The 24,425-nt window shown below is 68.9% G+C and carries 28 protein-coding genes; 16 read left to right on the forward strand and 12 right to left on the reverse strand.

Annotated elements, in window-relative coordinates; all coding sequences use genetic code 11:
- The first annotated feature begins 245 nt into the window (after window positions 1–245).
- Both AVL48_RS08425 and AVL48_RS08430 read left to right on the forward strand, forming a co-directional pair.
- Window positions 246–1,040 (forward strand): EamA family transporter, encoded by a 795-nt coding sequence (locus AVL48_RS08425; RefSeq protein WP_061987191.1) that lies wholly within the window; start codon window positions 246–248, stop codon window positions 1,038–1,040.
- A gap of 17 nt (window positions 1,041–1,057) precedes the next feature.
- Window positions 1,058–1,726: a DUF6885 family protein gene (locus AVL48_RS08430; protein ID WP_061987189.1), complete on the forward strand. Its 669-nt coding sequence runs from the start codon at window positions 1,058–1,060 to the stop codon at window positions 1,724–1,726.
- On the opposite strand, the gene AVL48_RS08435 is transcribed toward AVL48_RS08430, so the two are convergent.
- The 3 genes from AVL48_RS08435 to AVL48_RS08445 all read right to left on the reverse strand — a co-directional run bounded on the left by AVL48_RS08435 (window position 1,701) and on the right by AVL48_RS08445 (window position 5,049).
- The gene (locus AVL48_RS08435) at window positions 1,701–3,140 is read right to left on the reverse strand and encodes an APC family permease (RefSeq protein ID WP_061987187.1); all 1,440 of its coding nucleotides are present in this window, start codon (window positions 3,138–3,140) and stop codon (window positions 1,701–1,703) included. The genes AVL48_RS08430 and AVL48_RS08435 overlap by 26 nt on opposite strands.
- Before the next feature lie 65 nt (window positions 3,141–3,205).
- Complete coding sequence (locus tag AVL48_RS08440) at window positions 3,206–3,859, reverse strand: response regulator (protein WP_061987186.1); 654 nt, start codon at window positions 3,857–3,859, stop codon at window positions 3,206–3,208.
- Window positions 3,856–5,049, reverse strand: a complete 1,194-nt coding sequence (locus tag AVL48_RS08445) for a sensor histidine kinase (RefSeq protein ID WP_061987184.1) — start codon at window positions 5,047–5,049, stop codon at window positions 3,856–3,858. The genes AVL48_RS08440 and AVL48_RS08445 overlap by 4 nt, the downstream gene beginning before the upstream one ends.
- 110 nt (window positions 5,050–5,159) lie before the next feature.
- Here AVL48_RS08445 and AVL48_RS08450 point away from each other — a divergent pair, with 110 nt between their 5' ends.
- Window positions 5,160–5,756 carry a hypothetical protein gene (locus tag AVL48_RS08450; RefSeq protein WP_082857581.1) on the forward strand — a complete coding sequence of 199 codons (597 nt, stop codon included), beginning with the start codon at window positions 5,160–5,162 and terminating at the stop codon, window positions 5,754–5,756.
- Complete coding sequence (locus AVL48_RS08455) at window positions 5,753–5,968, forward strand: hypothetical protein (protein WP_061987180.1); 216 nt, start codon at window positions 5,753–5,755, stop codon at window positions 5,966–5,968. The genes AVL48_RS08450 and AVL48_RS08455 overlap by 4 nt, the downstream gene beginning before the upstream one ends.
- Here AVL48_RS08455 and AVL48_RS39965 read toward each other — a convergent pair.
- Window positions 5,960–6,664: a class I SAM-dependent methyltransferase gene (locus AVL48_RS39965; RefSeq protein ID WP_244162296.1), complete on the reverse strand. Its 705-nt coding sequence runs from the start codon at window positions 6,662–6,664 to the stop codon at window positions 5,960–5,962. The genes AVL48_RS08455 and AVL48_RS39965 overlap by 9 nt on opposite strands.
- A gap of 256 nt (window positions 6,665–6,920) precedes the next feature.
- Here AVL48_RS39965 and AVL48_RS08465 point away from each other — a divergent pair, with 256 nt between their 5' ends.
- Together AVL48_RS08465 and AVL48_RS08470 are read left to right on the forward strand one after the other, a co-directional pair.
- Window positions 6,921–7,298 carry a hypothetical protein gene (locus AVL48_RS08465; protein WP_061987178.1) on the forward strand — a complete coding sequence of 126 codons (378 nt, stop codon included), beginning with the start codon at window positions 6,921–6,923 and terminating at the stop codon, window positions 7,296–7,298.
- Window positions 7,299–7,344: 46 nt separating this feature from the next.
- Complete coding sequence (locus tag AVL48_RS08470; RefSeq protein ID WP_244162295.1) at window positions 7,345–8,544, forward strand: hypothetical protein; 1,200 nt, start codon at window positions 7,345–7,347, stop codon at window positions 8,542–8,544.
- Window positions 8,545–8,617: 73 nt separating this feature from the next.
- Here the strand turns inward: AVL48_RS08470 and AVL48_RS08475 are convergent, their stop codons facing one another.
- The 3 genes from AVL48_RS08475 to ppgK all read right to left on the reverse strand — a co-directional run bounded on the left by AVL48_RS08475 (window position 8,618) and on the right by ppgK (window position 11,637).
- Window positions 8,618–9,139: a pyridoxamine 5'-phosphate oxidase family protein gene (locus AVL48_RS08475; protein ID WP_061987175.1), complete on the reverse strand. Its 522-nt coding sequence runs from the start codon at window positions 9,137–9,139 to the stop codon at window positions 8,618–8,620.
- Between the two features lie 92 nt (window positions 9,140–9,231).
- Window positions 9,232–10,629 (reverse strand): RNA polymerase sigma factor, encoded by a 1,398-nt coding sequence (locus AVL48_RS08480; protein WP_061987172.1) that lies wholly within the window; start codon window positions 10,627–10,629, stop codon window positions 9,232–9,234.
- Window positions 10,630–10,875: 246 nt separating this feature from the next.
- Window positions 10,876–11,637, reverse strand: a complete 762-nt coding sequence (ppgK, locus tag AVL48_RS08485) for a polyphosphate--glucose phosphotransferase (RefSeq protein ID WP_061987171.1) — start codon at window positions 11,635–11,637, stop codon at window positions 10,876–10,878.
- A gap of 67 nt (window positions 11,638–11,704) precedes the next feature.
- Here ppgK and AVL48_RS08490 point away from each other — a divergent pair, with 67 nt between their 5' ends.
- On the forward strand, window positions 11,705–12,523 hold the full coding sequence (locus tag AVL48_RS08490; protein ID WP_061987169.1) for an inositol monophosphatase family protein: 819 nt from the start codon (window positions 11,705–11,707) through the stop codon (window positions 12,521–12,523).
- An 83-nt stretch (window positions 12,524–12,606) separates the two neighbouring features.
- On the opposite strand, the gene cei is transcribed toward AVL48_RS08490, so the two are convergent.
- Window positions 12,607–13,290 (reverse strand): envelope integrity protein Cei, encoded by a 684-nt coding sequence (gene cei, locus AVL48_RS08495; RefSeq protein ID WP_061987167.1) that lies wholly within the window; start codon window positions 13,288–13,290, stop codon window positions 12,607–12,609.
- A gap of 455 nt (window positions 13,291–13,745) precedes the next feature.
- On the opposite strand from cei, the gene AVL48_RS08500 reads away from it, so the two are divergent.
- The gene (locus AVL48_RS08500; protein WP_005164528.1) at window positions 13,746–14,054 is read left to right on the forward strand and encodes a DUF4193 domain-containing protein; all 309 of its coding nucleotides are present in this window, start codon (window positions 13,746–13,748) and stop codon (window positions 14,052–14,054) included.
- Window positions 14,055–14,161: 107 nt separating this feature from the next.
- Here AVL48_RS08500 and AVL48_RS08505 read toward each other — a convergent pair whose 3' ends face one another.
- On the reverse strand, window positions 14,162–14,656 hold the full coding sequence (locus AVL48_RS08505; protein ID WP_061987165.1) for a DUF3093 domain-containing protein: 495 nt from the start codon (window positions 14,654–14,656) through the stop codon (window positions 14,162–14,164).
- A gap of 24 nt (window positions 14,657–14,680) precedes the next feature.
- On the opposite strand from AVL48_RS08505, the gene dut reads away from it, so the two are divergent.
- Both dut and AVL48_RS08515 read left to right on the forward strand, forming a co-directional pair.
- Window positions 14,681–15,163 carry a dUTP diphosphatase gene (gene dut / locus AVL48_RS08510; protein ID WP_026467910.1) on the forward strand — a complete coding sequence of 161 codons (483 nt, stop codon included), beginning with the start codon at window positions 14,681–14,683 and terminating at the stop codon, window positions 15,161–15,163.
- A complete protein-coding gene (locus tag AVL48_RS08515) occupies window positions 15,163–15,825 on the forward strand; it encodes a DUF3710 domain-containing protein (protein ID WP_061987163.1) in 663 nt (220 codons plus the stop codon). Before dut ends, AVL48_RS08515 begins: the two co-directional genes overlap by 1 nt.
- Here AVL48_RS08515 and AVL48_RS08520 read toward each other — a convergent pair.
- A complete protein-coding gene (locus AVL48_RS08520; protein WP_208616206.1) occupies window positions 15,822–16,532 on the reverse strand; it encodes an alpha/beta fold hydrolase in 711 nt (236 codons plus the stop codon). The genes AVL48_RS08515 and AVL48_RS08520 overlap by 4 nt on opposite strands.
- Window positions 16,533–16,634: 102 nt before the next feature.
- Here AVL48_RS08520 and AVL48_RS08525 point away from each other — a divergent pair, with 102 nt between their 5' ends.
- Window positions 16,635–17,015 carry an OB-fold nucleic acid binding domain-containing protein gene (locus AVL48_RS08525; protein ID WP_061987160.1) on the forward strand — a complete coding sequence of 127 codons (381 nt, stop codon included), beginning with the start codon at window positions 16,635–16,637 and terminating at the stop codon, window positions 17,013–17,015.
- 9 nt (window positions 17,016–17,024) lie between these two features.
- Window positions 17,025–17,768, forward strand: a complete 744-nt coding sequence (locus tag AVL48_RS08530; RefSeq protein ID WP_061987158.1) for a DUF3159 domain-containing protein — start codon at window positions 17,025–17,027, stop codon at window positions 17,766–17,768.
- 101 nt (window positions 17,769–17,869) lie between these two features.
- Here the strand turns inward: AVL48_RS08530 and AVL48_RS08535 are convergent, their stop codons facing one another.
- Window positions 17,870–18,526: a potassium channel family protein gene (locus AVL48_RS08535; protein WP_007033567.1), complete on the reverse strand. Its 657-nt coding sequence runs from the start codon at window positions 18,524–18,526 to the stop codon at window positions 17,870–17,872.
- Complete coding sequence (locus AVL48_RS08540) at window positions 18,526–19,191, reverse strand: potassium channel family protein (RefSeq protein WP_061987156.1); 666 nt, start codon at window positions 19,189–19,191, stop codon at window positions 18,526–18,528. Before AVL48_RS08540 ends, AVL48_RS08535 begins: the two co-directional genes overlap by 1 nt.
- Window positions 19,192–19,288: 97 nt before the next feature.
- On the opposite strand from AVL48_RS08540, the gene AVL48_RS08545 reads away from it, so the two are divergent.
- From AVL48_RS08545 to AVL48_RS08560, 4 genes are all read left to right on the forward strand, one after another.
- Window positions 19,289–21,325 carry an APC family permease gene (locus tag AVL48_RS08545; protein ID WP_061987154.1) on the forward strand — a complete coding sequence of 679 codons (2,037 nt, stop codon included), beginning with the start codon at window positions 19,289–19,291 and terminating at the stop codon, window positions 21,323–21,325.
- Complete coding sequence (locus AVL48_RS08550) at window positions 21,322–22,527, forward strand: class I SAM-dependent RNA methyltransferase (protein ID WP_061987152.1); 1,206 nt, start codon at window positions 21,322–21,324, stop codon at window positions 22,525–22,527. The genes AVL48_RS08545 and AVL48_RS08550 overlap by 4 nt, the downstream gene beginning before the upstream one ends.
- Before the next feature lie 328 nt (window positions 22,528–22,855).
- Window positions 22,856–23,194, forward strand: a complete 339-nt coding sequence (locus tag AVL48_RS08555) for a hypothetical protein (protein ID WP_244162294.1) — start codon at window positions 22,856–22,858, stop codon at window positions 23,192–23,194.
- A gap of 148 nt (window positions 23,195–23,342) precedes the next feature.
- Entirely contained in the window at window positions 23,343–24,419 is a 1,077-nt protein-coding gene (locus AVL48_RS08560) for an HNH endonuclease signature motif containing protein (RefSeq protein ID WP_082857582.1), read from the forward strand.
- The last annotated feature ends 6 nt before the right edge of the window (window positions 24,420–24,425 follow it).

A 24,425-nucleotide genomic window follows, 5' to 3' on the forward strand; every position in this document is an offset into this window, starting at 1 on the left:
CCGCCGTGTTCGTGCTTCCACTCTTCCAGACGTTTGGCGGCCCGCAAGTGTTCCCGGCCGGGTGTCTCATTTGTCACTGGTAATTACCTCGGATGCCGTAGCGTAATCACGCAACGTAGGAGAAGACGCCCCCCGTACCCGCCTTTTCCCACGTCAGGCACCATGCGGGGGTGGGTATCGCAGTCGTCCGGAGCCGCCTTTCGAGCGTCCCGGCCCCGGTTCTGTTCGTTCTCAGCGGAATTTCCATGTACGCCGGCGCGGCCGTCGCCGTAGGTCTCTTTTCGGTCGCCTCCCCCGCGGGGGTGGCCTGGCTCCGTTGTCTCGGGGCCGCGGTCGTGCTCCTGGCGTGGCGGCGGCCACCCCGTTCGGCGTGGACCGGCCGCACGTTCCTGCTCGCCGGTGCGTTCGGCGTCGTCACCGCCGGGATGAACGTGCTCTTCTACGAGGCGATCGCGAGGCTGCCGCTGGGCACGGCCGTCGCGCTGGAGTTCGCGGGGCCCGTGCTGGTCGCGGCGTTCGGTTCGCGCACCCGCCGTGACGCCTTCGCGTTGCTGCTGGTGGTGGCCGGTGTCGTGGCCATCGCGGACGTCCGGCTCGAAGGCAGCGTGCTCGGCGTGCTGTTCGCGCTGGGCGCGGCGGCCGCCTGGGCCGGGTACATCCTGCTGGGGAAGCGGGTCGCGGTCGGCGGGAACGGGATCGACGGGCTGGCCGTCGGGTTCGCCGTCGGCACCGTGGTGCTCTCGCCGCTGGCTCTCGGCACCGGCGCGGTGTGGGCTTCGCCACGTCTACTGCTGTTGGGCATCGGGGTCGGCGTGCTCTCGACCGTCGTGCCGTACGCGCTGGATCAGGTGGTCCTGCGCAAGGCCGGGCAGGCCCGGTTCGCCCTGCTGCTCGCGTTGCTGCCGGTCACGGCGGGGGTCATCGGCTTCCTCTGGCTGAAGCAGGTCCCGACCCTTCCCGAGGCGCTCGGCACGCTGGCCGTGGTCGCCGGGGTGGCGCTGCGCTCGCCGGAGAAACGCGATGGCCCGGCGCCCCTCTGAACGCCGATACTGACCCGATGTCCTCCGGAATCGACGGCGACCGGACCGGTCTGTCGGGACGGCGCTGGCTCCCCGGTGGCGAGCACCTCGTCACCGTCGCGCGGGCCGAACTCCCGCAGAAGGAGGGGCTCGCTGCGCCGTTCGTGGCGCTGACCACCCTGCGCGCCGCGGGCTTCGACGTCCCGGGCCAGGACGAGGTCGCGGCGGTGGCGGGCACCACGCCGGAAGGGCTCCCGCGGGCGATCGAGGCGCTGTCGGGCGGACGGCTCGCCGCCGTACCCGCCACCGGACATTGGGCGCCGCAGTCGCTGTTCATGCTCCTGGCCGGGCTGTGGCGGCTGCCGAGGGTCGCGGTGATCGCCGAGGTCGACCCGGCCGAATTCGGCGCACACGACACCCCGGTGCGCGCGCTGCTCGACTATCTCGACACGGGGATCCCGCCGCTGTGGTCGTCCCGGTTTCGCCCCGCCGGCGGGCACACCGTCCTGGTCGCCGGGCTGCGGATCGGCGCCGAAGGCACCCTTTTGTCCATTATGGATGGTCATCCGTCCTTGGGGGACAACGGACTACACGACCAGCCGGTGGACTGGGTGGCCGCGGCGCTGAGCCGGATGCTGATCGTGGTGGACGACGGCGACACCGAGGCCGCCGTCGCCGCGATCACGACGGCCGGTCTGTGGAGCTGAGGTCGTTCTTCGCGAAGCGGGAATGCTTGCGCCCGTAGAAGAGATAGATCAGCAGGCCGAGCACCAGCCACGCGGCGAACCGCAGCCAGGTCATCACGTCGAGGTTGAGCATCAGGTAGAAGCACGCCAGCGCCGCCGCGATCGGCAGGTACGGCGAGAACGGCACGGTGAACGGTCGCTCCAGGCCGGGACGGCGTTTCCGCAGCACCGGCACGGCCACCGCGACGATGATCATCGCCGACAGCGCGCCGATGCTGACCATGTCGGCGAGTTCGGAGATCGGGATGAACGCGGCCAGCGCCGCGATCAGCACGGCCCCGCTGATGGTCATCCGGTGCGGGGTGCCCCACCGCGGATGCGCCGTGCCGAACTTCTTCGGCAGCAGGCCGTCGCGGCCCATCGCGAAACCGATCCGGCCGATCGTCACCAGTTCCACCATCATCACCGACGTCAGCCCGGTGACCGCGCCAAGGGAGATCAGCGCGCCGACCCAGTGCTGCCCGACCCGGTCGAAGGCGTCGGCGAGCGGGGCGCCCGCGTCTATCTCGGCGAAGGGCACCATCCCGGTCAGCACCAGTGACACGCCGATGTAGAGCAGGGCGCAGACACCGAGCGCGCCGAGGATGCCGACCCGCAGGTCGCGTTTGGGGTTCACGGTCTCCTCGCCGAGGTTGGCGAGTGCCTCGAAACCGGTGTAGGCGAAGAAGACGACCGCGGCGGCGGTGACCATTCCGGCGATGCCGTAGACGGACTGCTCCAGCCCGAGCGCGGCTTGCACGATCGGCTGGTGCAGGGCCCCCGCGGTCTCCGTCGGCGGCTGGGCGGGCGGGATGAACGGGGTGAGGTTCTCGCCGCGGATGTAGAAGACCCCGACCGCGAGGATCAGCACGCACACCGCGACCTTCACCAGCACTAGCAGATTCGTCACCCGCGCCGACTCCTTGATCCCGATGACGGCTACCACGGTCAGCCCGGCGATGATCACGACCGCGCCGATGTTCACTTTCGCGTCTTCGCCGAACCAGTCGGGGGAAAGCCCCATCAGATTCGCGAGATAGCCCGACCAGCCCCGCGACACGACGGCGGCGCCGAGGGCGAACTCGAGCAGCAGGTCCCAGCCGATGATCCAGGCGAAGGTCTCGCCGAGGGTGGCGAACGCGTAGGTGTAAGCACTTCCGGCCGTCGGCACGCTGGAGGCAAGTTCGGCGTAACAGAGCGCGGCCATCCCGGCGACGACGGCGCCGAGCACGAACGACAGCGTCACCGAGGGGCCCGCGTGGGTCTTGGCTTCGACGCCGGCGAGGGTGAAGATGCCGGTGCCGATGATGATGCCGACCCCGAAGCCGATCAGGTCGCGCCCGCGCAGGCGGCGTTTCAGCTCACTGGAGTCCTGTCGCTGCAGGACCTCGTCCACGTCCAGAGTTCGGCGCATGAAGGGCACGCTAGAAGATCGCCGCCCGCCTCGCAGAACGGTGGAGATCAGCTCTCCAGGGTGACGCCGTTCTCCTGCGCGAGGATCGCGGCCTGTACCCGCGACCGCAGGTCCAGCTTCGTCAGCACACGCGAAACGTGCGTCTTCACCGTGGTCTCGCCGATATGGAGCCGGGTGCCGATCTGCGCGTTGGACAGGCCACCGCCCAGGCACGCCAGCACTTCGCGCTCGCGTTCGGTCAGGTCGGAAAGTCCGGCGGGGGCATGGGAAGGTTCACGGGTTCCCTCGGCGAACGCGGCGATCAGCTTCCGGGTGACCTGCGGGGCGAGCACCCCTTCGCCCGCCGCGACCAGTTTCACCGCTTCGATCAGCCGCGCCGCTTCAACCGATTTCAGCAGGAACCCGGCCGCGCCCGCCCGCAGCGCGGCGTGGACGTACTCGTCGAGGTCGAAAGTGGTCAGCACCAGGACTTCGCACAGCCCTTCCGCGGTCAGCTCCCGCGTGGCCGCGATGCCGTCGACGCCGGGCATCCGGACGTCCATGAGCACGACGTCGGGCTTCAGGGCCTTCGCCTGGCGGACGGCGGTGGCGCCGTCCGCGGCCTCACCGACCACCTCGATGCCTTCGGCGTTGCCGAGGATCATCATCAGCCCCGCCCGGATCGCGCCGTGGTCGTCGGCGACGAGCACCTTGATGGTCATGACCCCTCCAGAGGCAGTTCCGCGCGGACCAGCCAGCCGCCGCCGGACGGCCCGGCGGCGAGGGTGCCGCCCACGGCGGCGGCACGTTCCCGCATGTTCAGCAGGCCGAGTCCGGTCCCGCCGTCTTCGGGGTGACCCGGCCGAAGATCGTTGCGCACTTCGACGGTGAGTATGCCGCCGCCCGAACGGATGCCGAGCACGGCCTTGCCGCCGGGGGCGTGTTTCACCGCGTTGGTGAGCGCCTCCTGCGCGATCCGGTACGCCGTCAAGTCGACGGCGGCCGGGAGCGACGCCGCTCTATCCACAGTGGAACGAACTTCCACCGCCAGCCCGCTGGCCCTGGCCGATTCGACCAATTTGGACAGTTCGGCCAGCCGCGCGGGCGCGGTCGGTTCGATCTCGGTGCTCCCGGTGGCGGGATCGGCCCGCAGCAGCCCGATCATCGCGCGCATCTCCTCCAGCGCGCTCACACTGTTCTCCCGCACCGATTCCAGGACCTTCCTGGACAATCGCGGGTCGGCGTCGGCCATCGACAACGCGGCCTCGGACTGGATCGCGATCGCCGAAAGGTGACCGGCGATGACGTCGTGCAGATCCCGCGCCATCTTCGAGCGTTCCCCGGCGACGGCGGCCTTCCGGTCCAGTTCGCCGATCGTCGCCAGTTGGATCGCGTTCGCCCGTTCGTTGTCGGCGATGTCCCGTTGCTGCCGCACGTTCGCCGCCCACCACACCGGGGTGACTAGGAACGGCAGGAACGCGAACGCCACCAGGATCGCCGTCCGCCACTCCGCGGAGAGGACGAGCGCCACGCACACCACCGCGAGTGTCCCGAGCGCGGCGATGCCGATCGTCACCCTGCTCACCCGCCGCGAGCCGTAGAGCGTCGCGGCGTAGAGGAAATCGGTGAAGACGACGAGGATCGGCAGCGAGGGCCCGATCGCCACGTCCACGGCGACCACGGCCAGCGCGCCGAGCAGTGCCCACGGGACCTTGCGGCGCAGCATCTCCAGCGAGCACAACACGGTCAGTTCGGTCAGCCGGATCCACAGTGGCGTCGTGTCCGGGCCGTTGAGCAGGACCTGCATCCCGCTGAGATAGACCAGGGCGCCGATGAGCCAGGTGCCGAGCGCGATGACGAAGTCCTGCTTCCACAGCGGAAGGTGACTCAGGCGCGGGACCAACGTGGGCACGCCTCCATCCCAGCACACCGGGCCGGGCTGAGGGGTCCTACGAACTGATGACGATGATCTCCTGCCCTTCGCCGACGCGCCGGACCGCCACCGCGGGCGAAGCTCGGAGGGTGAACAAGATCTGGGACTTCATCGAGCAGAACCCGATGGCGGCGGTGATCGCCGGCGGGGAGATCGGTTTCTGGGTCGCCATCGTCGCCGGGCTGGTGGCGCGCTATCTCCTCAAGCTCCGGCGGACCAGCGTGGTGCTGCTGTTGCTCACCCCGGTGATCGACCTCGTCGTGCTCGGCGCGACGGTGCTCGACCTGCGTGACGGGGGCAAGGCGACCTTCGTGCACGGGCTCGCCGCGGTCTACCTGGGCTTCAGCGTGGTGTTCGGTCACTCGATGATCAAGTGGGCCGACGTGCGGTTCGCCCACCGGTTCGCGGGCGGGCCGCCACCGCCGCCCAAGCCGAGGGGCCGCGAGAAGGCCCGCGCCGAATGGCGTGACTGGGGTAAATGCGTGCTGGCCTGCGCACTCGCCGCCGTGGTGCTGCTCGGCCTGATCTTCGTGATCGGCGACACCGAGCAGGTCTCGCAGCTGTGGGGCTGGCTGCCGCGGCTGGGGGTGGTGACGGCCATCTGGTTCGCCACCGGCCCGCTGTGGCAGGAGCTTTCGCCCAAGGACCGCGACGACGAACGGGTTACCGACGGGATGCGACGATGATCGAACTACTGGGAATCCTTCTGCTGGTACAGGGCGGGGGAGGGCTGATCAACCGGCTGCTCGACGGCGGCGACCGGAGCTGGTTCGTGCAGCTCCATCTGCTCCCACCGGGTATGCACATCGTGGCGAGCGCGCTGATGGTGGCGGCGGGGATAGGGGTGCTGTTCGCCGAACGGGCCCGCAAACAGCGCCGCGGCAGCGGTTCAGACTGAGACGAGAACCTGCAGGACGCCGAGGACGATGGTGACGACCGTCAGCACGACGGTCACCACGGTGAGCCGCGTGACCCGCGCGCTCACCGTGTTCTCGTAGGCGTAGCGGGTCTCCTCGTCCATCGCCTCGGCCTGGCGGTCGAGCTGGGCGATGATCCGCTCCACGCCCATGCTGGTGACCAGACGGCGCTCCAGCGAATCGATCTCGGGCGGGAGCACCGAGTGCAGCATTTCGAGGATGTCGTCGAGTGAGCCCCGGAGCAGCCGGGTGCGGTTCGCGGTCTTCTTCTTCGCCGTCAGCACCCGCATCCCGCGCTGGGCGGTGCGCAGCCACTGGTCGGCGAGCGCCATCCGGATCAGGACCCGTTCGAGGATGAAGAGCATCCCGTGGTCGAGGCCGCCGATCGGTGCGCGGCTGTAGGCCAGCACCAGTGCGCCGCCGGGCGCGGTGACCTCGGCCAGCCGTCGCGGGATGGGCGGCACCTCCGAGGTCGGCACGTGCTGGATGACGTGACTGCAGACGACGAGGTCGTACGGACCGCCGTCCAGCTCGGTGATCGGCGAAGCGACGAAAGAGAGCCGAGTGTCCTCGACGACGGTCTCGCCCGCCTTCGCCAGCCTGTCCGGGTCGGGGTCCGCGGCGATGACTTCGGCGGAGAACCGGGCCGGCCAGGGCAGAAGCCTGCCTCCCCGCAACCGGCGTCGAGCGCCTTGACCCCGGCTCGCGCACCGAGCGTGGCGGTGAGCCGTTCGGCGACCTTCCCGAGCGCGCGCTCCTCGCCGGCCGCCCAATAGCCGTCGTAGCGTTCGTGCCGTCGGATGAACATGCCGGTGACGTGGTCGCCGCTGTCCGGATAGCGTTAGCCCTCGGTCAGCTTTTCGGTCAGCACAGTCGCGAATATAGCCGGGTTCGCGGCTTCTCCCACCCCACGGAGCGGGATTACCATGGGTCATGGCCACCGTGCCTGTCGCGCTGTACGCCGTTGTCGCCGTGGCGCCGTCGGCTCTTTTCTGGTGCGCGTTGAAGGTCCCCGAGGTGGTGCGCCGCCGGCGACGCCGCCGCGAACCGGAGATCCCGGCGGGCCCGCCCATCGAGAAACTCGCCGCCGATCTCCGCCGGGTGCACCGGCTGCTGGCGGAGCTCCCTCCCGGTGCTTCGGCCGTCCGCCGGTACGGCACCCGGCAGGCGTACGACGCGCTGCTCGTCCAGGCGTGCCGGGAGGTCGAGGTCGACCATCGGCTCGACGAACTGCCGGAGGGGTTCGACCGCGGGATCGAACGGCTGCGCGTCGAGGAATCCTTGGCCGAGCGCGGGCTTTCCGTGTCCTGAAGCGCTTTGTATCGAAAGTATGCGCGGGGCCGGGATGCTCGCGGACATGAAGAGGTCGGGACTTCTCGCTTCGCTCTTGCTGGTGTTCGCGCTCGTTCCCGGGGTCGCCTCCGCCGCGGCCGCCTTCCCGCGGCTGGACGCGGCCACGGTCGACGGCTTCCGCTGGACGGCGGGTTCGAGCTTCGACGCCTACGGCGCGAGGATCGCCGCACTGGAGAAGAAGCTCCCGGCGCGTGGCCTGCCGGAGATCCTGTCGTCGGCGAACCGGTCCGCGCGGCCGTTGTGCCACGGCACGTATCTCGCGACGGCGCTGAAACCGGCGGGGTTCTGCTGGGAAGACGCGGGAGACGACAAGACCAACGACTGGATCCCGCAAGGCCTGACCGGCTCCGGTGACGCCGACGCGGCGACCGGGAAGGTCGGCGGCAAACGGGTGGTGGCGGCCTCCTGGCACACCCCGGGCGACACCATGGTCCGGCTGTCCTTTGTGGACGCGACCGGGCTCGGCTACCGGCACGTGCTGCTCGTCGAACCGACGTCGGACGACAACTTCGCCGTCGTGCAGGGACACGGGCACGGGATGACCTGGATCGGGAACCGGCTGTTCGTCGCCACCACCGGGGGAGTGGTGCGGGTCTTCGACACGACGCACTTCTGGAAGGTCGACGACAGCTCCGGCGTCGTCGGGAAGGGCTCGGACGGCAAGTATCACGCGGCGTTCTACGACTACGCGATGCCGCAGATCGGCGCCTACTGGTATCCCGGCGGCGGAACCTGCACCGGGGCACCCGGGGTGCGGCCGTGTCTCGCGACGATGTCGTTCGACCACAGCGACGGCTCGATCGTGACCGCGGAACACGTGCCCAATGCCGCCGGAGGCCGGGTGCTGCGCTGGCCGTTCGACCGCGCGACGGGGTTGCCCAAGCTGTCGGACGACGGGACCGTGCACGCGAAGGAAGGGTTCTCCTCGCCGGTGTGGGGCATGCAGGGAGCGGTGGCGCGCAACGGATATTTCGTGCTGACCGGGACCTGCCCGGAATACGCCGGGGTGGCGGGCGACCATCCGTCGTGTCTGCACGGCGGGGTGGGGGGCGCCTCGACGTCGAGGCTGAGCGGCAAGGCGCCGGTGAACTCGCAGAACCTGTCGTATTGGCCGGCGACGGGGGAGCTGTGGCTGATGAACGAACAGCTCCGGGAACGGGTGACCGTGCACGTCCCCTGGACCACCCTGACCGGCCGCCCCTGACCGCCCGCGTTCCGTCCTCTGGATGCGTTCCTTGCACACGCAACTACCGCATTCAGAGGACGGAACGCGACGGTCACGCGGCGAAATCCCAGCGCGTGGCGCCGTACGGTTCGGCGCCTGCCACACCGATGGCGCGGTGGAGGGTGAGCCGGTACAGGTGCCAGGGCGCTGGGCCCGCGCTGGGCGCGCTGTAGGGCGCGGTCAGCGCGTCCCCTTCCACCGTGGCGGGCCAGCCACCGGTCCGGTACACGGCGGCCACGCGCTCCAGCGTCGCCGGATCGGTGACCCGATGGGCTTCGCCTTCCAGCGTGAGGTCGATTCCTCGCAGGCGCACCGAAACACCGCAGGCCGGATTCGCCGCGAGGTTCCGGGAGCGCCGGGTGCCGGGTCCGCCCTTGAAGTACAGGGCGTCGTCCACCCAGACGGCACCGACGCCCGCGGAATGCGGCCGCCCGTCGGGCCGCACGGTCGTCACGAAGAAGGTCAGGTCGGCCGTGGGCGTGTCTTCGGCGAGGATGTCGCGAGGACGACTCCACGGCAGCGCCGCGGAGCCGTAGCGGTCGAGGTTCTTGGTCGCGATCGGGTTCGTCGTCATATCCACGCGTCGAACGAGCAGGCCGCGATTCGACACCGGACGCGAAAAACCCCGCCACCGAAACGGTGACGGGGTCTTCCGTGAGCCTGGGATCAGTCCAGGTAGTCGCGCAGCACCTGCGAACGCGACGGGTGACGCAGCTTCGACATCGTCTTCGACTCGATCTGCCGGATGCGCTCACGGGTCACCCCGTACACCTGGCCGATCTCGTCGAGCGTGCGCGGCTGGCCGTCGGTGAGGCCGAACCGCAGCCGCACCACCCCCGCCTCACGTTCGGACAGCGTCTGCAGCACCGACTGGAGCTGGTCCTGCAGCAGCGTGAACGACACCGCGTCGACCGCGACGACGGCCTCGGAGTCCTCGATGAAGTCACCGAGCTGCGAGTCGCCCTCGTCGCCGATGGTCTGGTCGAGCGAGATCGGCTCGCGGGCGTACTGCTGGATCTCGAGGACCTTCTCCGGGGAGATGTCCATTTCCTTCGCGAGCTCTTCGGGGGTGGGCTCGCGACCGAGGTCCTGCAACAGCTCACGCTGTATACGGCCGAGTTTGTTGATGACCTCGACCATGTGCACCGGGATACGGATGGTGCGGGCCTGGTCGGCCATCGCGCGGGTGATCGCCTGCCGGATCCACCAGGTGGCGTACGTGGAGAACTTGTAGCCCTTGGTGTAGTCGAACTTCTCGACCGCGCGGATCAGGCCGAGATTGCCCTCCTGGATCAGGTCCAGGAACGCCATGCCGCGGCCGGTGTAGCGCTTGGCCAGCGAGACCACGAGCCGGAGGTTCGCCTCCAGGAGGTGGTTCTTCGCCCGCTCACCGTCACGCACGATCCACTTGAGGTCGCGCCGCATCTGGGTGACGAGCTTCTCGCCCTCCTCTTCGGCGTTGCGGACGCGTTCGGCGGCGTAGAGCCCGGCCTCGATGCGCTTGGCGAGCTCCACCTCCTCCTCGGCGTTCAGCAGGGCGACCTTGCCGATCTGCTTGAGGTACGCGCGGACCGAGTCGGCCGAAGCGGTGAGCTCGGCGTCCTTGCGGGCCTGGCGCAGCGCCTCGGACTCTTCCTCGTCCCAGACGAAGTCCGGGTTGTCGGAGGTCTTTCCGGCGTTCTTGTCGGCCACCGTGCGGCGCCGTGGGGGCGTCTCTTCGGCGTCCTCGTCGGACTCGGCGTCCTCTTCCGTCTCTTCGGTGACCGTCGCGTCGACGACGTCCACCTCGACCTCTTCCAGGTCGGACAGATCCGGGGTTTCGAGGTCGGCTTCGTCGAGCTCTACCGGACCGTCTTCCGGATCGCCGTCTTCGGTCTTGACACCCTTGGTGGTGGGTTTCTTGGCCGGAGCCTTCTTCGCCGGGGCCTTCTTCGCGCCGGCCGCCTTGGCGGCGGTCTTGCGCGCCGCGGGCTTCGCCGCGCCGGTGGCTGCCTCGTCGGCCGGCTCGCCGGCTGCGGTCGCTGTCTTCGTCCCGCTTCGGGTTGCGGTTCTTGCGGCTGCCACTTACGCCCTTTCGCAGCGGTCGATCATGACGAGCCGAGGCGTGATGGTCTCGGCTGCCTCAAACTTCGGGGAACACCCCTCGGCCTGCGGTTTCCCTCGTTCTGGTGAGGGCCGCCGCCGGGGGCCGTGTTCCATTGTAACGACGATACGGGACAGCGTCGCGGCGCGGATCACCGCCCGGCGGGCGCGACACGCCGTCCGACCCGCCGAAGTGACATCCGGGCTGCCGACGTCAGCACGGGCGTGTCAGTGCTCGATGCCCTCCGCGGCGGCCGCCGCCGCGCCGACGATGCCCGCGTTGTTCTGCAAGGACGCGACGATGACCGGGGTCCGGATGTCCAGCAGCGGGACCCATTTGTGCGACTTCTTGCTGACTCCGCCGCCGACGATGAACAGATCCGGCCAGATCAGGTTTTCCAGCACGCCGAGATACCTGTTCACCCGTTCCGCCCATTCGGGATAAGACAGATCCTCGTTGTCCTTCACCGACGCCGCGGCCTTCTTCTCCGCGTCGAAGCCGTCGACCTCGATGTGGCCGAACTCGGTGTTGGGCACGAGCTTGCCGTCCTGGAAGACCGCGCTGCCGATGCCGGTGCCGAAGGTCAGCAGCGCCGTCACGCCGCGCCGCGCGATCGGGTCGCCCCAGCGGATCTCGGCCATGCCGGCGGCGTCGGCGTCGTTCAGCATCGCGATGTCGTCGACGCCGCGGCCGAGACGTTTGGCGAACAGGGCGTCCGCGTCGGTGCCGATCCACTTCCGGTCGATGTTGGCCGCGGTGTGCGCGACGCCCTTCTTGACCACCGCGGGCAAGGTGACGCCCACCGGGCCGTCCCAGCCCGCCTGGCCGGTGATCTCGGCGACGACGTCCGCCACCGCCTCGGGAGTCGACGGCTTCGGCGTGTCGATCCGGATCCGGTCGCCGATCAGCTGTCCCTGCGCCAAGTCGACCAGCGCGCCCTTGATCCCGCTGCCGCCGATGTCGATACCGAAACCTCGGGTCGCCTCCACCACGGACGTGGTCCCTTCTCGCACGATTCAGAAGCCTGCCTCGGAGACTTTAACCGGATGTGGTGACATGGCGGACGTGGGAGTTGACGAGACGTTGCTGAAGAGTGTCGCCGAGCGTGTCGCGGGCGAGGCCGCCGAACTGGTCCACGAGGCCTGGACCGGGATGAACGGGGGCCGCGAGGTGCGCGTGGACACCAAATCCGCCGACACCGACGTGGTGACCGCCGTGGACCACGAATCGGAACGGCTGGTGCGCGCGCGGCTGGCCGAACTGCGCCCCGGCGACGCCGTGCTCGGCGAGGAGGGCGGTGGGATCGCGGGCGACGGCGTGACCTGGGTGGTCGATCCCATCGACGGCACGGTGAACTTCCTCTACGGGCTGCCGTGGTTCGCGGTGTCGGTGGCCGCGCAGGTCGGCGGGGTCTCGGTGGCGGGGGCCGTCGTCGAGCCGGTCAGCGGCCGCCGCTGGACCGCCGCGCGCGGGCAGGGCGCGTTCCTCGACGGGCGGCGCCTGGCGGTCAACGCACCCGAGCGGCTGGACCTGACACTGGTCGGCACCGGCTTCGCCTACCAGGTCGAACGGCGCACCAAGCAGGCCCGGTTCGTCGCCGAACTCGCGACGCGGGTGCGGGACGTCCGGCGCAACGGCGCCGCCTCGCTCGACCTGTGCGCGGTCGCGGCGGGCTGGCTGGACGCCTACGTCGAACACGGGCTCGGACAGTGGGACTGGGCCGCGGGCGCGCTCATCGCCGCCGAGGCGGGCGCCCAGGTCTCGCTGCCCGGGGAAGACACCGAGCTGGGACCGGACGCGACGTTCGCGGTGGCGCCGTCGATCGCGGCTCCGTTGCGTCAGGCGCTGATCGACTCGGGCACGGGCGTGCTCTGAGCCTTCGGCGCGCGCTATGAAGGACGCTTTCATTGCAAATTTCGCAATGAAAGCGTCCTTCATAGCGCTTGAGGGGACTCGAATCAGCAGGGGGCTTCGCGGGCGGCCTTCAGCAGTGCCTGGTCGATCACCGGGGCACCTCCGCCCGTCGACTGCTCACCGCCGCCGCTGCCCTGCTGCGCCTTCGACCACCGGTCGAGCTGGTCGAGCACCCGGCGTGCCTCCGCCTTCGGGCGGATATCACCCAAAAGGGTGCCAGTGGTGAGCGTGACCGAAGCGTCCTTGCGGTTGTCCTTGACCAGCTCGGCGCACGGGACCACCAGGCTCAGCGTGCGGGCCGCGGCCGCGCCGTTCTCGCCGAAGCGGATCTGGCCGCGGCACTTGGCTTCGACCTTCTCGTATGCCGGGTCGGTGCTCGGCTCGAGCGCCTGGGTGAAGCCCATTTCCTTGAGCGTGCTGGTGACGATGCCGCCCTGGCCGCGGATCTGGGAGCCGTTGAGCACCTGGACGGCGACCTTGTCCGGCGGGACCGGAGCGCGGTCGTCCAGCCCGTCGTGTGCCAGCGGGGTGTAGGTGACGCCCGGTTGCGGGGCGGGTGGCGGATCGCAGCGGATCTTGGCCTCGATGTCGGCGTTGCTCGCCACGACGTTCACCCAGACGATCACCGCGCCGAGCGCCAGCACCCCGATCACGATGAGCGCGGGCAGCGGATTGCGCTTGCGATACGGCTTCGCCCCGCGGTCCCCGATGCCGTTCCCCGACGCCACCTGCCAGTCCCTTCCCCAAAGCCCGGATCCCCGGACGGTGCGTCACCTCACCGTCGTGTCCGATCAGCCTAGGCGTTGAGGCGCAGGCGAGCGGCGCGGGCCTCCGGATAGCACCACGCGACGGCCACTCCGGGCAAGCGACCGGCCCCTGGAGGTGAGGTTCCCGATGCGGGGGCAACCCATTCGGACGAGAAGCGTCTCGGAGGACAGGTTCCCTCTGCTGGGTGACGTATTCGCGGCAATGTCTGACTCGTTGCAGAGCCGGTATCGGCGTGAGCTACCCTTCGCGGGCTCAGGCGGCAGTAAGAGGCGCAAAAGAGAGACCTCGCTCACTGCCGAGCCGGGCACAAACAGGGGCGCTGGGACGTTAACCAGCGGCACGAAGGATCCACGAGCCACGCGCTCGCGGGTCCGGGCCATCTGACATCGAAGCTGATCGCAGGGGTGAGGGACAAATGGCGACCGACTACGACGCTCCGCGCCGCAGCGAAGCCGACGAGCTGGCCGAAGACTCGTTGGAAGAGCTCAAGGCACGGCGCAACGAAAATCAGTCCGGCGTCGTGGACGTCGACGAGGACGCGACCGCCGAAAACTTCGAGCTGCCGGGCGCGGATCTCTCCGGACTTTCCGGGGAGGACCTGACCGTCAAGGTCGTGCCCAAGCAGGCCGACGAGTTCACCTGCTCCGTCTGCTTCCTGGTGCATCACCGCAGCAGGCTGGCGGAGGAGAGTGGCGGACGGCTCATCTGCCGCGACTGCGCCTGAGCCTACGGGCACAGGGGACGGCGCGACAGGGGTTTCGGGGTTCTCGACAGGAATGATCAAGGGGGCCGGCCGTGAGGCCGGCCCCCTTTCCGTTGTCTTCCCGCTTGTCAAGACCTGCTGACGGGATGGCGGAGCAGCTCGGCCACCTTCTCCGGGTGCCGGGTGCTGAACAGCCAGTACGGCGTGGGATCTTCGGGATCGGTGAGCCAGACCCGCACCACCGGGCCGATCCAGCCCCGATGCAGCACGAACGCGGCCGGATCGGCGTCGCGGCCGAGTGCCTTCCGCTTCTCTTCCTTGTCGATGACCTCGACGACGCCCGCGTACTTCAGCGGCAGGTGCGCGTCGCGGAGCCACAGTTCCGGCTCGCCGCCGCCGGTGACCCGCACCCGGGAGCGGCCGAGCGAGATCATCAGCGCGATCACCGCGGGGATCAGCACCACGTACGGCAGCCAGCCGCGGAGCCCGGGATAACCCATGTCGATCTCCGCCGCGAGCAGCCCGCCGCCCAGCAGCGGTAACGGCCAGCCCCACCACGGGACGTAGAGCCGCTCTGAATGCTTGACGGCGCCGCCTTCGGCCGTGCTCACGCTTTCACCCACGCCTTCAGGGTAGTCTCGCCGCCCGTGTCCACCGTTCAGGTACTGCTTTCCCGGATCGATCCTTCGGTCCCCCTCCCCGCCTACGCGCGCCCCGGCGACGCGGGCGCCGATCTCGTCACCACCTCGGATCTCGTGCTCGCGCCCGGCGAACGCGGCGTGGTCGGGACCGGGGTCGCGATCGCCCTGCCGCCCGGGTACGCGGGCTTCGTCCACCCACGGTCGGGCCTGGCGGCCCGGGTCGGCCTCTCGGTGGTGAACACGCCCGGCACGATCGACTCCGGGTACCGCGGTGAGATCCGCGTCTGCCTGATCAACCATGATCTCTCCGAGAAGGTCGTGCTCACCCGCGGCGACCGGATCGCGCAGCTGGTCGTGCAACGGGTCGAACAGGCCGAGTTCGTCGAGGTCGCCGAGCTCGAGTCGTCCGAGCGCGGCGAGGGAGGGTATGGCTCCACGGGCGGACACGCCACACTGGGAGCCGGAGCCAGGGAAGGAACGGAGAACTAGTGGGGATTTTCGGTCGCAAGCGCGCGGCGAAGCCCGGCGGACGGCACGCCGCGCCCGAGGTCGAGGACCGTCCCGGCGCCGTCGAGGACGGCGCCGAGGAGATCGAGCCGCAGCTGTCGGAGACCGCCGACGGCCCCTTCGACATCGCCGACGCGCCCGAGGACGGCATCCCGAGGATCGACCTCGGTTCGGTGAAGGTCCCGGTGCCCGACGGTTCCCAGGTCCAGGTCGAGATGGACCCGGAAAGCGGCGGCGTCCGCGCGGTGCACGTCGTCACCGAACAGGGCCAGATCACCGTCAGTGGCTACGCGGCGCCCCGGTCGGGCGGGCTGTGGAAGGACGTCAGCACCGAGCTCACCGAGCAGCTGCGCGCCGACGGCGCCAAGGTCTCGGTCGGCATGGGGGAGTGGGGGCTGGAGCTGTCCGCGATCGTCGGTGACGTGGCGCTGCGTTTCGTCGGGGTCGACGGTCCGCGCTGGATGCTCCGCGGCGTCATCGCCGGGCCGCAGTCGCAGGCGTCACAGGCGCCCGCGGTGCTGCGCGAGATCGTGCGGCACACCATCGTCGACCGCGGTGACGCTCCGATGCCGGTCCGCACCCCGCTGACCATCACGCTGCCCGACGCGGTCGCGCAGCACATCGCCGAGCAGCAGCAGGGTTAGCGGCAGGCCCTCAGCCAGGCCAGCACGGTCGCCCGGCCCAGGGATTCCCGGTCCGCGCCGAGGGCGGTGAGCGTCGACTCGCCGACCTCGGCGCGCGGGAGGGCCTCCGCCCAGGCGCGGGCGACCGCCACCGGGTGGATCGGGTCGTCCACGCACGCGCCGATCCCGGCGGGCACGTCGAGGCCCTTCAGGTCATCGAGTTCCGGGGCGGCGCGGGACGCCGCCGTCCGCAGACTCGCCGCGAGTCCGTCGCCGTGACGGCGCCACGCCCGGCCGAGTTCCGCCGAAAGCCACTCCGGGACGCCGTCGGCCGATTTCGCCAGCGCGCCGTCGACCCCGTTTTCGGCCACCAGATCCGCTGAGAGCCGCGCGGCCAGCGACGCGGGTGCTTGCCCGGCCGGGCCGTTCCAGGCCGGGAGAGCGGCCAACAGGCCGGTGCAGCGGCCGGAATCGCGGGCCGCCCACTCCGCGGCGAGGTGCGCGCCGAACGAGATGCCGCCGACCAGCAGCGGCCCGTGCGCGTCGGCCAGCCGGTCCAGCTCCTCGAGATAGCCGTCCGCGAGCCGGTCTCCCGGTGGCGGCGGCGGTGCGAGCAACCGGATGCCGAGCGCCCGAAGCGGGCCGGAGAACACGGCGCGGACGAACACTTCGTCGGACCCGGTACCGGGGAGCACTACTGCCGTCGTAGGCGGAATAGCGGAGGTCACGTTGCGATCCTCTCCCAAACCGGTTTCCCTGGCTGAACACAGTTACGCTGGATTACGCACGGGCCGTTCGAGTCGGGGGCCCCGGAGCACAGGAGCACCGTTATGTCCGCCAAAGACGGCGGCTACTTCAGCCGGTTGGTTCGCAAGCTGACCAGCGACGTCGAGGATCTCGACGCCGACGATCTGTCCGAAAAATCCGAGGCGGGCGGGGCGCAGCGCGCCTGTGACTGCCGTTCGGGCGAAGAGGTGACGGTGCTCGGCAGGCTCCGCAGCGTGGAACTCTGCCCGACCAACGAGGCCGCGACACTGCAGGCCGAGCTGTTCGACGGCACACAGGGTGTGACGCTAATCTGGCTCGGACGCCGCCGGATCGCCGGAATCGAACCCGGGCGAACCATCAAGGTGCGCGGCCGGATGGCCGAACGTGATGGTCAGAAGGTGCTGTACAACCCCTATTACGAACTTCAGAGCCCTGTGAGTTGATCCCGTATCGTGACTGAACCCGCCGGCGGCGAGCAGAAGAAGACCGGGGAACCGGACGACGGCAAGAAGCCCCAGCCCACCCTGCTTGAACAGATGGGCGGGCTGTCGGGGCTGTTCTACTCCTCACTGCCCGTCATCGTGTTCGTGATCGCGAACGCGATCTTCGGCCTGACCGTCGGCATCTGGGCGGCCGTCGGCAGCGCGGTGGCCATCACGGTGCTGCGGATCGTGCGGAAGGAACCGCTGCAGCCAGCCATCTCCGGCTTCTTCGGCGTGGCGATCGCGGCGTTCATCGCCTACCGCACCGGTTCGGCCAAGGGTTTCTTCCTCTTCGGGATCTGGACCAGCCTGGTCTACTTCGGTGTCTTCGTGCTGTCGATCGTGGTCCGCTGGCCGCTCGCCGGCGTGGTGTGGAACGCGCTCAACGGCAACGGCCACGCCTGGCGCAAGGACAAGAAGTCGCTGGTCTCCTATTCGATCGCGACCGGCGCCATGGCGCTGATCTTCGGCGCCCGGTTCATCGTGCAGCGCTGGCTCTACGACGAGGACTACACCGGCTGGCTGGCCTTCGCGAAGATCGCGATGGGCTACCCGCTCTACGCGCTCGGCCTGCTCACCGTCGTCTGGGCGGTGCGGCGGTCGGAGAAGCACCTCAAGGCGTTGGGTGAGGCGACGCCTCCCGAGGAGACCGACGCCGAGATCGAGGCGCGGCTGCGGGAGAAGTACGCCCAGGCGCCCGGCGTGGAGAACTAGCCTCTCCCGTCAAGCCCCTCGTGCTATGAAAGGCCCCTTCATTGCAAATTTCGCAATGAAGGGGCCTTTCATAGCGCTTGAGGTGCGTGCGAAAGGGCCGCTCAGTAACCCAGCGCGGTCCGGATCTCCGGTTCCACGTCCGAGGTCGCCACGAACAGCAGCTCGTCACCCGGCTCCAGCGGGTCCTCCGGCTGCGGCACGATCACCCGGTCCCCGCGCAGGATGGTCACCAGAGCCGCGTCACGCGGCAGGTTGATCTCGCTGACCGCCTTGCCCGCCAGCGGAGTCTCCTCCGGGAGGGTGAGTTCGACCAGGTTCGCCTGGCTCTGCCGGAACGTCATCAGCCGCACCAGATCGCCGACGCTCACCGCCTCCTCGACCATCGCCGCGAGCATCCGCGGGGTCGAGACGGCGACGTCGACGCCCCAGGCGTCGTTGAACAGCCATTCGTTGGCCGGGTTGTTCACCCGTGCCACCACCCGGCGCACCGCGAACTCGGTCTTCGCCAGCAGCGAGACCACCAAGTTCGCCTTGTCGTCGCCGGTCGCGGCGATCACGACGTCACACTGCTCGATGCCGGACTCTTCGAGGATCGACACCTCACACGCGTCGCCCAGCACCCAGTCCGCCTGCTCGACGGTGTGCGGCTCGAACTGGTCGGCTTCGCGCTCGATGAGCATCACCTGGTGGCGTCCGTCGATCAGCTCCGCGGCGATCGACCGGCCCACCGCGCCTGCCCCGGCAATCGCGACCCGCATCAGTTCTCCTCTTCCGGTTCGCGAGCGGCGACGCTGGTCACGTCGCTGACGGTGCCCGACTTCGCGGCGACGTACACGACGTCGTCGGCCTGGATCACGGCCTTGGTGTCGGGCAGCACGCCGGTGCCGAACCGCATGATGAACGCAACCCGCGCGCCGGTGGTGTCCTGCAGTTCGCGCACGCTGCGCCCGACCCAGCCTTCGTGCAGCGGCAGCTGCAGGAGCGCCACGCTGCCGGAGGGATCGCGCCACGCCGAGGCGACGCCGTCGGGCAGCAGGTTGCGCAGGAACCGGTCGGTCGTCCACGGGACGGTCGCCACGGTCGGGATGCCCAGCCGCTCGTAGACCGCCGCGCGCTTGTGGTCGTAGATCCTGGCGACGACCTTGTCGATGCCGAAGTTCTCCCTGGCCACCCGCGCCGAGATGATGTTGGAGTTGTCGCCGCTGGACACCGCCGCGAAGGCACCCGCACGCTCGATCCCGGCCTCGATCAGCACCTGCCGGTCGAAGCCGACGCCGACCACCTGCTGACCGTGGAAATCACTGCCGAGCCGCCGGAACGCCTGCCTGCTCTTGTCGATGACGGCGACGTCGTGCCCCAGCCGCTCCAGCGCCGCGGCAAGGGATGCGCCGACGCGGCCGCATCCCATGATCACCACGTGCACGCCCTGCCTCCTTAGTTTTCGGACGTTCACCCGTCCGCAGGTACCCAGACATACCAGCGCCGAACCTACCGTGAGGGCCGCCCGTTACGCTTCTGCGGTGTCGAAGTTCCCGACCGTATTGAAGCGGCTCGTCCTCGGACGTCCATTCCGGAGTGACCGCCTCTCGCATACGCTCCTCCCGAAGCGCATCGCGCTGCCGATTTTCGCGTCCGACGCGTTGTCGAGCGTCGCCTACGCGCCTGAGGAAATCTTTCTGACCCTCAGTGTCGCCGGCCTGTCCGCGTACGCCTTCGCGCCCTGGATCGGGGTCGCCGTCGCGGTCGTCATGCTGGTCGTGGTCGCCTCCTACCGGCAGAACGTGCACGCCTATCCCAGCGGTGGTGGCGACTACGAGGTCGCCAACACCAACCTCGGTGGCAAATTCGGGCTCACCGTGGCGAGTGCGCTGCTGGTCGACTACGTGCTCACGGTGGCGGTGTCGACTTCGTCCGGGGTGGCGAACATCGGCTCGGCCGTCCCGTGGGTCGCGCAGCACAAGGTGATCGTCGCGGTCGTCATCGTGGTCGTGCTGACGGCGTTGAATCTTCGCGGAGTTCGCGAATCGGGCAAAACCTTCGCCATTCCGGTCTACGGCTTCATCATCGGCATTCTCGGCATGGTGATCTGGGGGCTGATCGAAACGGCCTCCGGCGCCGACATGCGGGCCGAGAGCTCCTCTTTCGAATTGCACGAAGAAGCCTCTTTGACCGGCTTCGCGTTCTTCTTCCTGCTGCTGCGGACGTTCTCCTCCGGCGCGGCGGCGCTGACCGGGGTCGAGGCGATCAGCAACGGGGTCCCGGCGTTCCAGAAGCCGAAATCCAAGAACGCGGCGACCACCCTGCTGATGATGGGTGTGCTCGCGGTGACGATGCTGGTCGGCATCATCACACTGGCGATCGTCACCGACGTCAAATTCGCCGAGCATCCGGAAACGCAGCTCACCGGTACTCCGCCGGGCTACGAGCAGAAGACGATCGTCGCGCAGATCGCGCAGGCGGTGTTCTCCGACTTCACGCCGGCGTTCTACTATATCTCCTTCGCGACCGGCCTCATCCTGTTGCTGGCCGCGAACACCGCGTTCAACGGCTTTCCCGTGCTGGGCTCGATCCTCGCCCAGGACCGTTACCTGCCCCGTCAGCTGCACACCCGGGGCGACAGGCTGGCCTTCTCCAACGGCATCCTGTTCCTCGCGGCGTTCGCGCTGGTGCTGATCATCGCGTTCGACGCCGAGGTCACGAAGCTTATCCAGCTCTACATCGTGGGCGTGTTCGTCTCGTTCACGATCAGCCAGGCGGGCATGCTCCGGCATTGGAACCGGTTGCTGAGCAGGGAGACCGACCCCACGGCGCGGCGGCGGATGCGGCGATCGCAGACGGTCAACGCCATCGGCCTCACCATGACCGGCACCGTGCTGGTCATCGTGCTGATCACGAAGTTCCTGCTCGGCGCCTGGATCGCGATCGCGGCGATGGTGGCGATCTACATCCTGATGACCGCGATCCGGAAGCACTACGACCGGGTCGCCGAGGAACTGCGGGAGATGGACCGCAAGCCGGCCGTGCTGCCTTCCCGCAACCACGCCATCGTGCTGATCTCGAAACTGCACCTGCCGACCCTGCGCGCGCTGTCCTACGCCAAGGCCGTGCGCCCCGACGTGCTCGAAGCGGTCACGGTGAACGTCGACGACCTCGAAACACGCAAACTCGTCCAAGAATGGGACGACCACAATTTCAAAGTGCCGCTGAAGGTGATCGAGTCGCCGTATCGGGAGATCACGAAACCGGTACTGGACTACGTGAAGCGCGTCCGCGGCGACAATCCGCGCAACGTGGTGACCGTGTTCATCCCCGAATACGTGGTGGGACACTGGTGGGAGCAGGTCCTGCACAACCAGAGCGCGCTGCGGCTCAAAGGACGGCTCCTGTTCCAGCCCGGCGTCATGGTGACCAGCGTGCCGTGGCAGCTCGAATCGTCGGAAAAGGCGATCAGACGCGACCGGAAGGCGCGTCCCGCGGCGGGCGACGTGCGACGCGGATTCTCCCCCGTGGTCAAGCAGACCGAGAAGACTGAAAAGACTAAGGACAAAGCAGAATGAGTGTTGACGCGTCGACCGGTACGTGGCTCGGACGGACGATCGAGCTGGAGGTCGGCGCGGTCGCGCACGGCGGGCACTGCGTGGCGCGGGCGGAGGGGCGGGTCGTGTTCGTGCGGCACGCGCTGCCCGGCGAACGGGTACTGGCCTCGATCACCGACGACAAGGGCGGCTCGTTCTGCCGCGCCGACGCGATCGAGGTACTGGAGGCGTCACCGCAACGCGTGGAACCGCCGTGCCCGCTCGCGGCGCCGGGAGCGTGCGGCGGCTGCGACTGGCAGCACGCCGCGCCCGGCCACCAGCGTGAACTCAAGGCCACGGTGGTCGCGGAGCAGCTGAAGCGGCTGGCCGGAATCGAGCGCGAGGTCGTCGTCGAAGCACTCGAGGGCGGCATGCTGGACTGGCGCAGCCGCGTCCGCCTCGTGGCGGGCAAGGACGGCCGCGCGGGCTTCCGGGCGAACCACAGTCACCGCGTGATCCCCATCGAGGACTGCCCGATCACCGTCCCCGGCGCCCTCGATGACGTGGTCTCGCGGAAGTGGCGGCCCGGCTCGGAAATCGAGGTCACCAAGGACGGCGACGGCAAGGTCCACCTTCGCGACCTGTCGACGGTCCACGGCAAGACCCGGTCGCGGCAACTGACGGGCGGACTCGCCGTCCAGCACGCCGCCGGCCGCGACTGGCGGCTGGACGCCCACGGCTTCTGGCAGGTTCACCCGGCCGCCGCGGACACGCTCGCCGCCGTCGTCGCCGAATGGGCCGACGCGCCGCGCGACGGCGTGGCCTGGGACCTGTACGCCGGCGTCGGCCTCTTCGCCTCGGTGCTGGCCGAGCAGGTCGGCCCCGGTGGACGCGTGCTGGCCGTGGAATCCGGCCGCCGCGCCGTCGCCGACGGTGAGGAGAACCTCGCCGACCTTCCGCAGATCCGCTGGCGTTCCGGCCGGGTCGAGCATCTCCTGGCCGACGCCCCGAAACCGGTCGACGTCGTCGTCCTCGACCCGCCGCGCAAAGGGGCGGGCAAAGCCGTCGTCGAGTCCATTGTGGAGGGTTCGCCGGACCGGATCGTCTACGTGGCCTGTGACCCGGCGGCGCTGGCTCGGGACATCGCGCTGTTCGCGGAGCACGGTTATGGCCTCAGTGATCTTCGTGCTTTCGACGCGTTCCCGATGACTCAGCACGTCGAATGCGTTGCGTTGTTGCAATAACGGCGCGTTTTTAGACCGTCGGAATGGTTGGGCTTCGTTCGCCTTGCCCGGGCGCGGGGTGCTCGCTAACTTGAATTTCGTGTTCACGGGGTAGCGGGTGCTTCGGACACTTTCCGAGGGGTGTGGAATTCTTTTGGGCCTTGGCTTGCGTCAAGGTGGATTTCGCGACCCTTGACGGGCTTTCGACGCGAACGGGTTTCTGACCATGGATTATCTTACTTCGGTATGCGGTGATTGTGACGGCAAAGGCTGTGCGGGCTGCGACGGGCACGGCACGATCACCATCGTGGAGGACTGACGGATGGTCCCGCCGATGCTTCCTCCCGGTGTGACCGCGCAGGAAATCAGCTACCGGAATGGCCGGAAACAAGTCATCTACACGGCGCCTTATCCGTCAGAAGGTCCGGTGCTCGTGCGTGATGGGCACGGCAGGCAGGCATGGATGTTCATGTATGCCCATTTCGTCTTCACCTGGTTGGAAGGCGCGGTCCAGGTCCAGGTCAGTCACGGCACCCTGAACGGGCCGAAGATGGCTCTGTGGAAGGGGATCGGAATCCCCGCCTACTGGTCGGGGCCGGCGCTGGCCGAGTTCGGGCAGGCGTGGGCGCTGGAGCAGATGACCGGAAGGAGGGGCACCCCGGCCGTCGTCAAGGATTCGCTTCCCTGAAGGCCGGTTCCCGTTGCCGGAAATCGGCGACGCTTGACGGTGGCCGCGTGATCGGAAGTTGTCGGTGGCCGGTTGTACGGTTTTTGGCGTGGATACTTATCAGGCTGCGCCGGTGGCGCTTCTCGAAGAACTCACTGATCCTGACTTGTTGGAGTTGGTCAATGCTTCGGTAGATTTGTTGGATGACAAGGATTCTGTGGCTGTGGCGCAGGTGGCGTCGGCGGGGATTGCGCGGTTGGAGGCGGTGCGGTTTCGGGCGTTGGCTCAGCTGAGTCGGCATCGTGGTGGTGCGGGGAGTGTGGTGCAGGAGGTGGCGTTGGAGTTGTCTCTGGTGGACAGTCATGCGGGTGCGGTGGTCGCCGCGGCTGAGGCGTTGACGACGCGGCTGCCGTGCACGCTGGGGTTGATGGATCGGGGGAAGCTGGGTGGTTTCGGTGCGATGAAGGTCGTCGCGGCGACGGCGTGGTTGTCGGAGGAGAACGCGCGTGCCGCGGATGCGGTGCTGGAGGATCGGTTGCCGGGCCGGAATGCCGATCAGATCCGGAAAGCGGCGAATCACGCCGCGATCAGCGTCGACCGTGATGGGGCGGACCGGCGTGCCCGGCGGCATCGGGAAGGGCGTCGTCTCAGGGTGCGGCAGGGCGAGGCGGGGGTGGCGTCGATCGAGGTCGAAGACGGCCCGGTGGAGAAGGTCACCGCCGCCTATCGGCGTATCGATCGTGAGGCCCGTGCGCTGCGGAAAGGTGGGGAGACGCGGACGCTGGATCAGTTGCGCGCCGACATCGCACTCGATCTGCTGCTCGGTGGGCAGTGCTCTGGGGGTGAACGCACCGAGGTGTTCCTCTATATGGACCTGTTCACCTATCTCGGACTCAACGATGATCCGGCCGAGTTGGCCGGGCATGGGCACATTCCCGCTGGGTTGGCGCGGCAGATCGCGACGGGGCCGGACACGGTGTTGCGGCGGATCATCACGGATCCGTTGTCGGGGCAGGTGCTGGATTTGGGGCGGGATCGGTACCGGCCGTCGGCGGGGTTGGGTGAGTTCGTACGGGTGCGGGATCGGGAGTGCCGAAGACCGGGGTGTCATCGTCCCGCGCAGGCCTGCGATCTCGATCATGTGGTGCCGTGGCAGTTCGGCGGCCACACCTCTGCGGACGAGCTGGTCGACCTGTGCCGCCGCGATCACCGGCCCTGTCATGATTTCCGTGTAAGCCACGGATGATTGTGT

Origin of the sequence: Amycolatopsis regifaucium (assembly GCF_001613935.1) — a bacterium.
GTDB classification, from domain to species: Bacteria; Actinomycetota; Actinomycetes; order Mycobacteriales; family Pseudonocardiaceae; genus Amycolatopsis; species Amycolatopsis regifaucium.

What these genes read in the sequence shown, in the direction of transcription:
- AVL48_RS08425 (WP_061987191.1), top strand. Translation starts at nt 246, where the DNA reads ATGTACGCCGGCGCGGCCGTCGCCGTAGGTCTCTTTTCGGTCGCCTCC.
- AVL48_RS08430 (WP_061987189.1), top strand. Translation starts at nt 1,058, where the DNA reads ATGTCCTCCGGAATCGACGGCGACCGGACCGGTCTGTCGGGACGGCGC.
- AVL48_RS08440 (WP_061987186.1), bottom strand. Translation starts at nt 3,859, where the DNA reads ATGACCATCAAGGTGCTCGTCGCCGACGACCACGGCGCGATCCGGGCG.
- AVL48_RS08455 (WP_061987180.1), top strand. Translation starts at nt 5,753, where the DNA reads ATGATCGAACTACTGGGAATCCTTCTGCTGGTACAGGGCGGGGGAGGG.
- AVL48_RS08465 (WP_061987178.1), top strand. Translation starts at nt 6,921, where the DNA reads ATGGCCACCGTGCCTGTCGCGCTGTACGCCGTTGTCGCCGTGGCGCCG.
- AVL48_RS08470 (WP_244162295.1), top strand. Translation starts at nt 7,345, where the DNA reads ATGAAGAGGTCGGGACTTCTCGCTTCGCTCTTGCTGGTGTTCGCGCTC.
- AVL48_RS08475 (WP_061987175.1), bottom strand. Translation starts at nt 9,139, where the DNA reads ATGACGACGAACCCGATCGCGACCAAGAACCTCGACCGCTACGGCTCC.
- AVL48_RS08490 (WP_061987169.1), top strand. Translation starts at nt 11,705, where the DNA reads ATGGCGGACGTGGGAGTTGACGAGACGTTGCTGAAGAGTGTCGCCGAG.
- AVL48_RS08500 (WP_005164528.1), top strand. Translation starts at nt 13,746, where the DNA reads ATGGCGACCGACTACGACGCTCCGCGCCGCAGCGAAGCCGACGAGCTG.
- AVL48_RS08525 (WP_061987160.1), top strand. Translation starts at nt 16,635, where the DNA reads ATGTCCGCCAAAGACGGCGGCTACTTCAGCCGGTTGGTTCGCAAGCTG.
- AVL48_RS08535 (WP_007033567.1), bottom strand. Translation starts at nt 18,526, where the DNA reads ATGCGGGTCGCGATTGCCGGGGCAGGCGCGGTGGGCCGGTCGATCGCC.
- AVL48_RS08550 (WP_061987152.1), top strand. Translation starts at nt 21,322, where the DNA reads ATGAGTGTTGACGCGTCGACCGGTACGTGGCTCGGACGGACGATCGAG.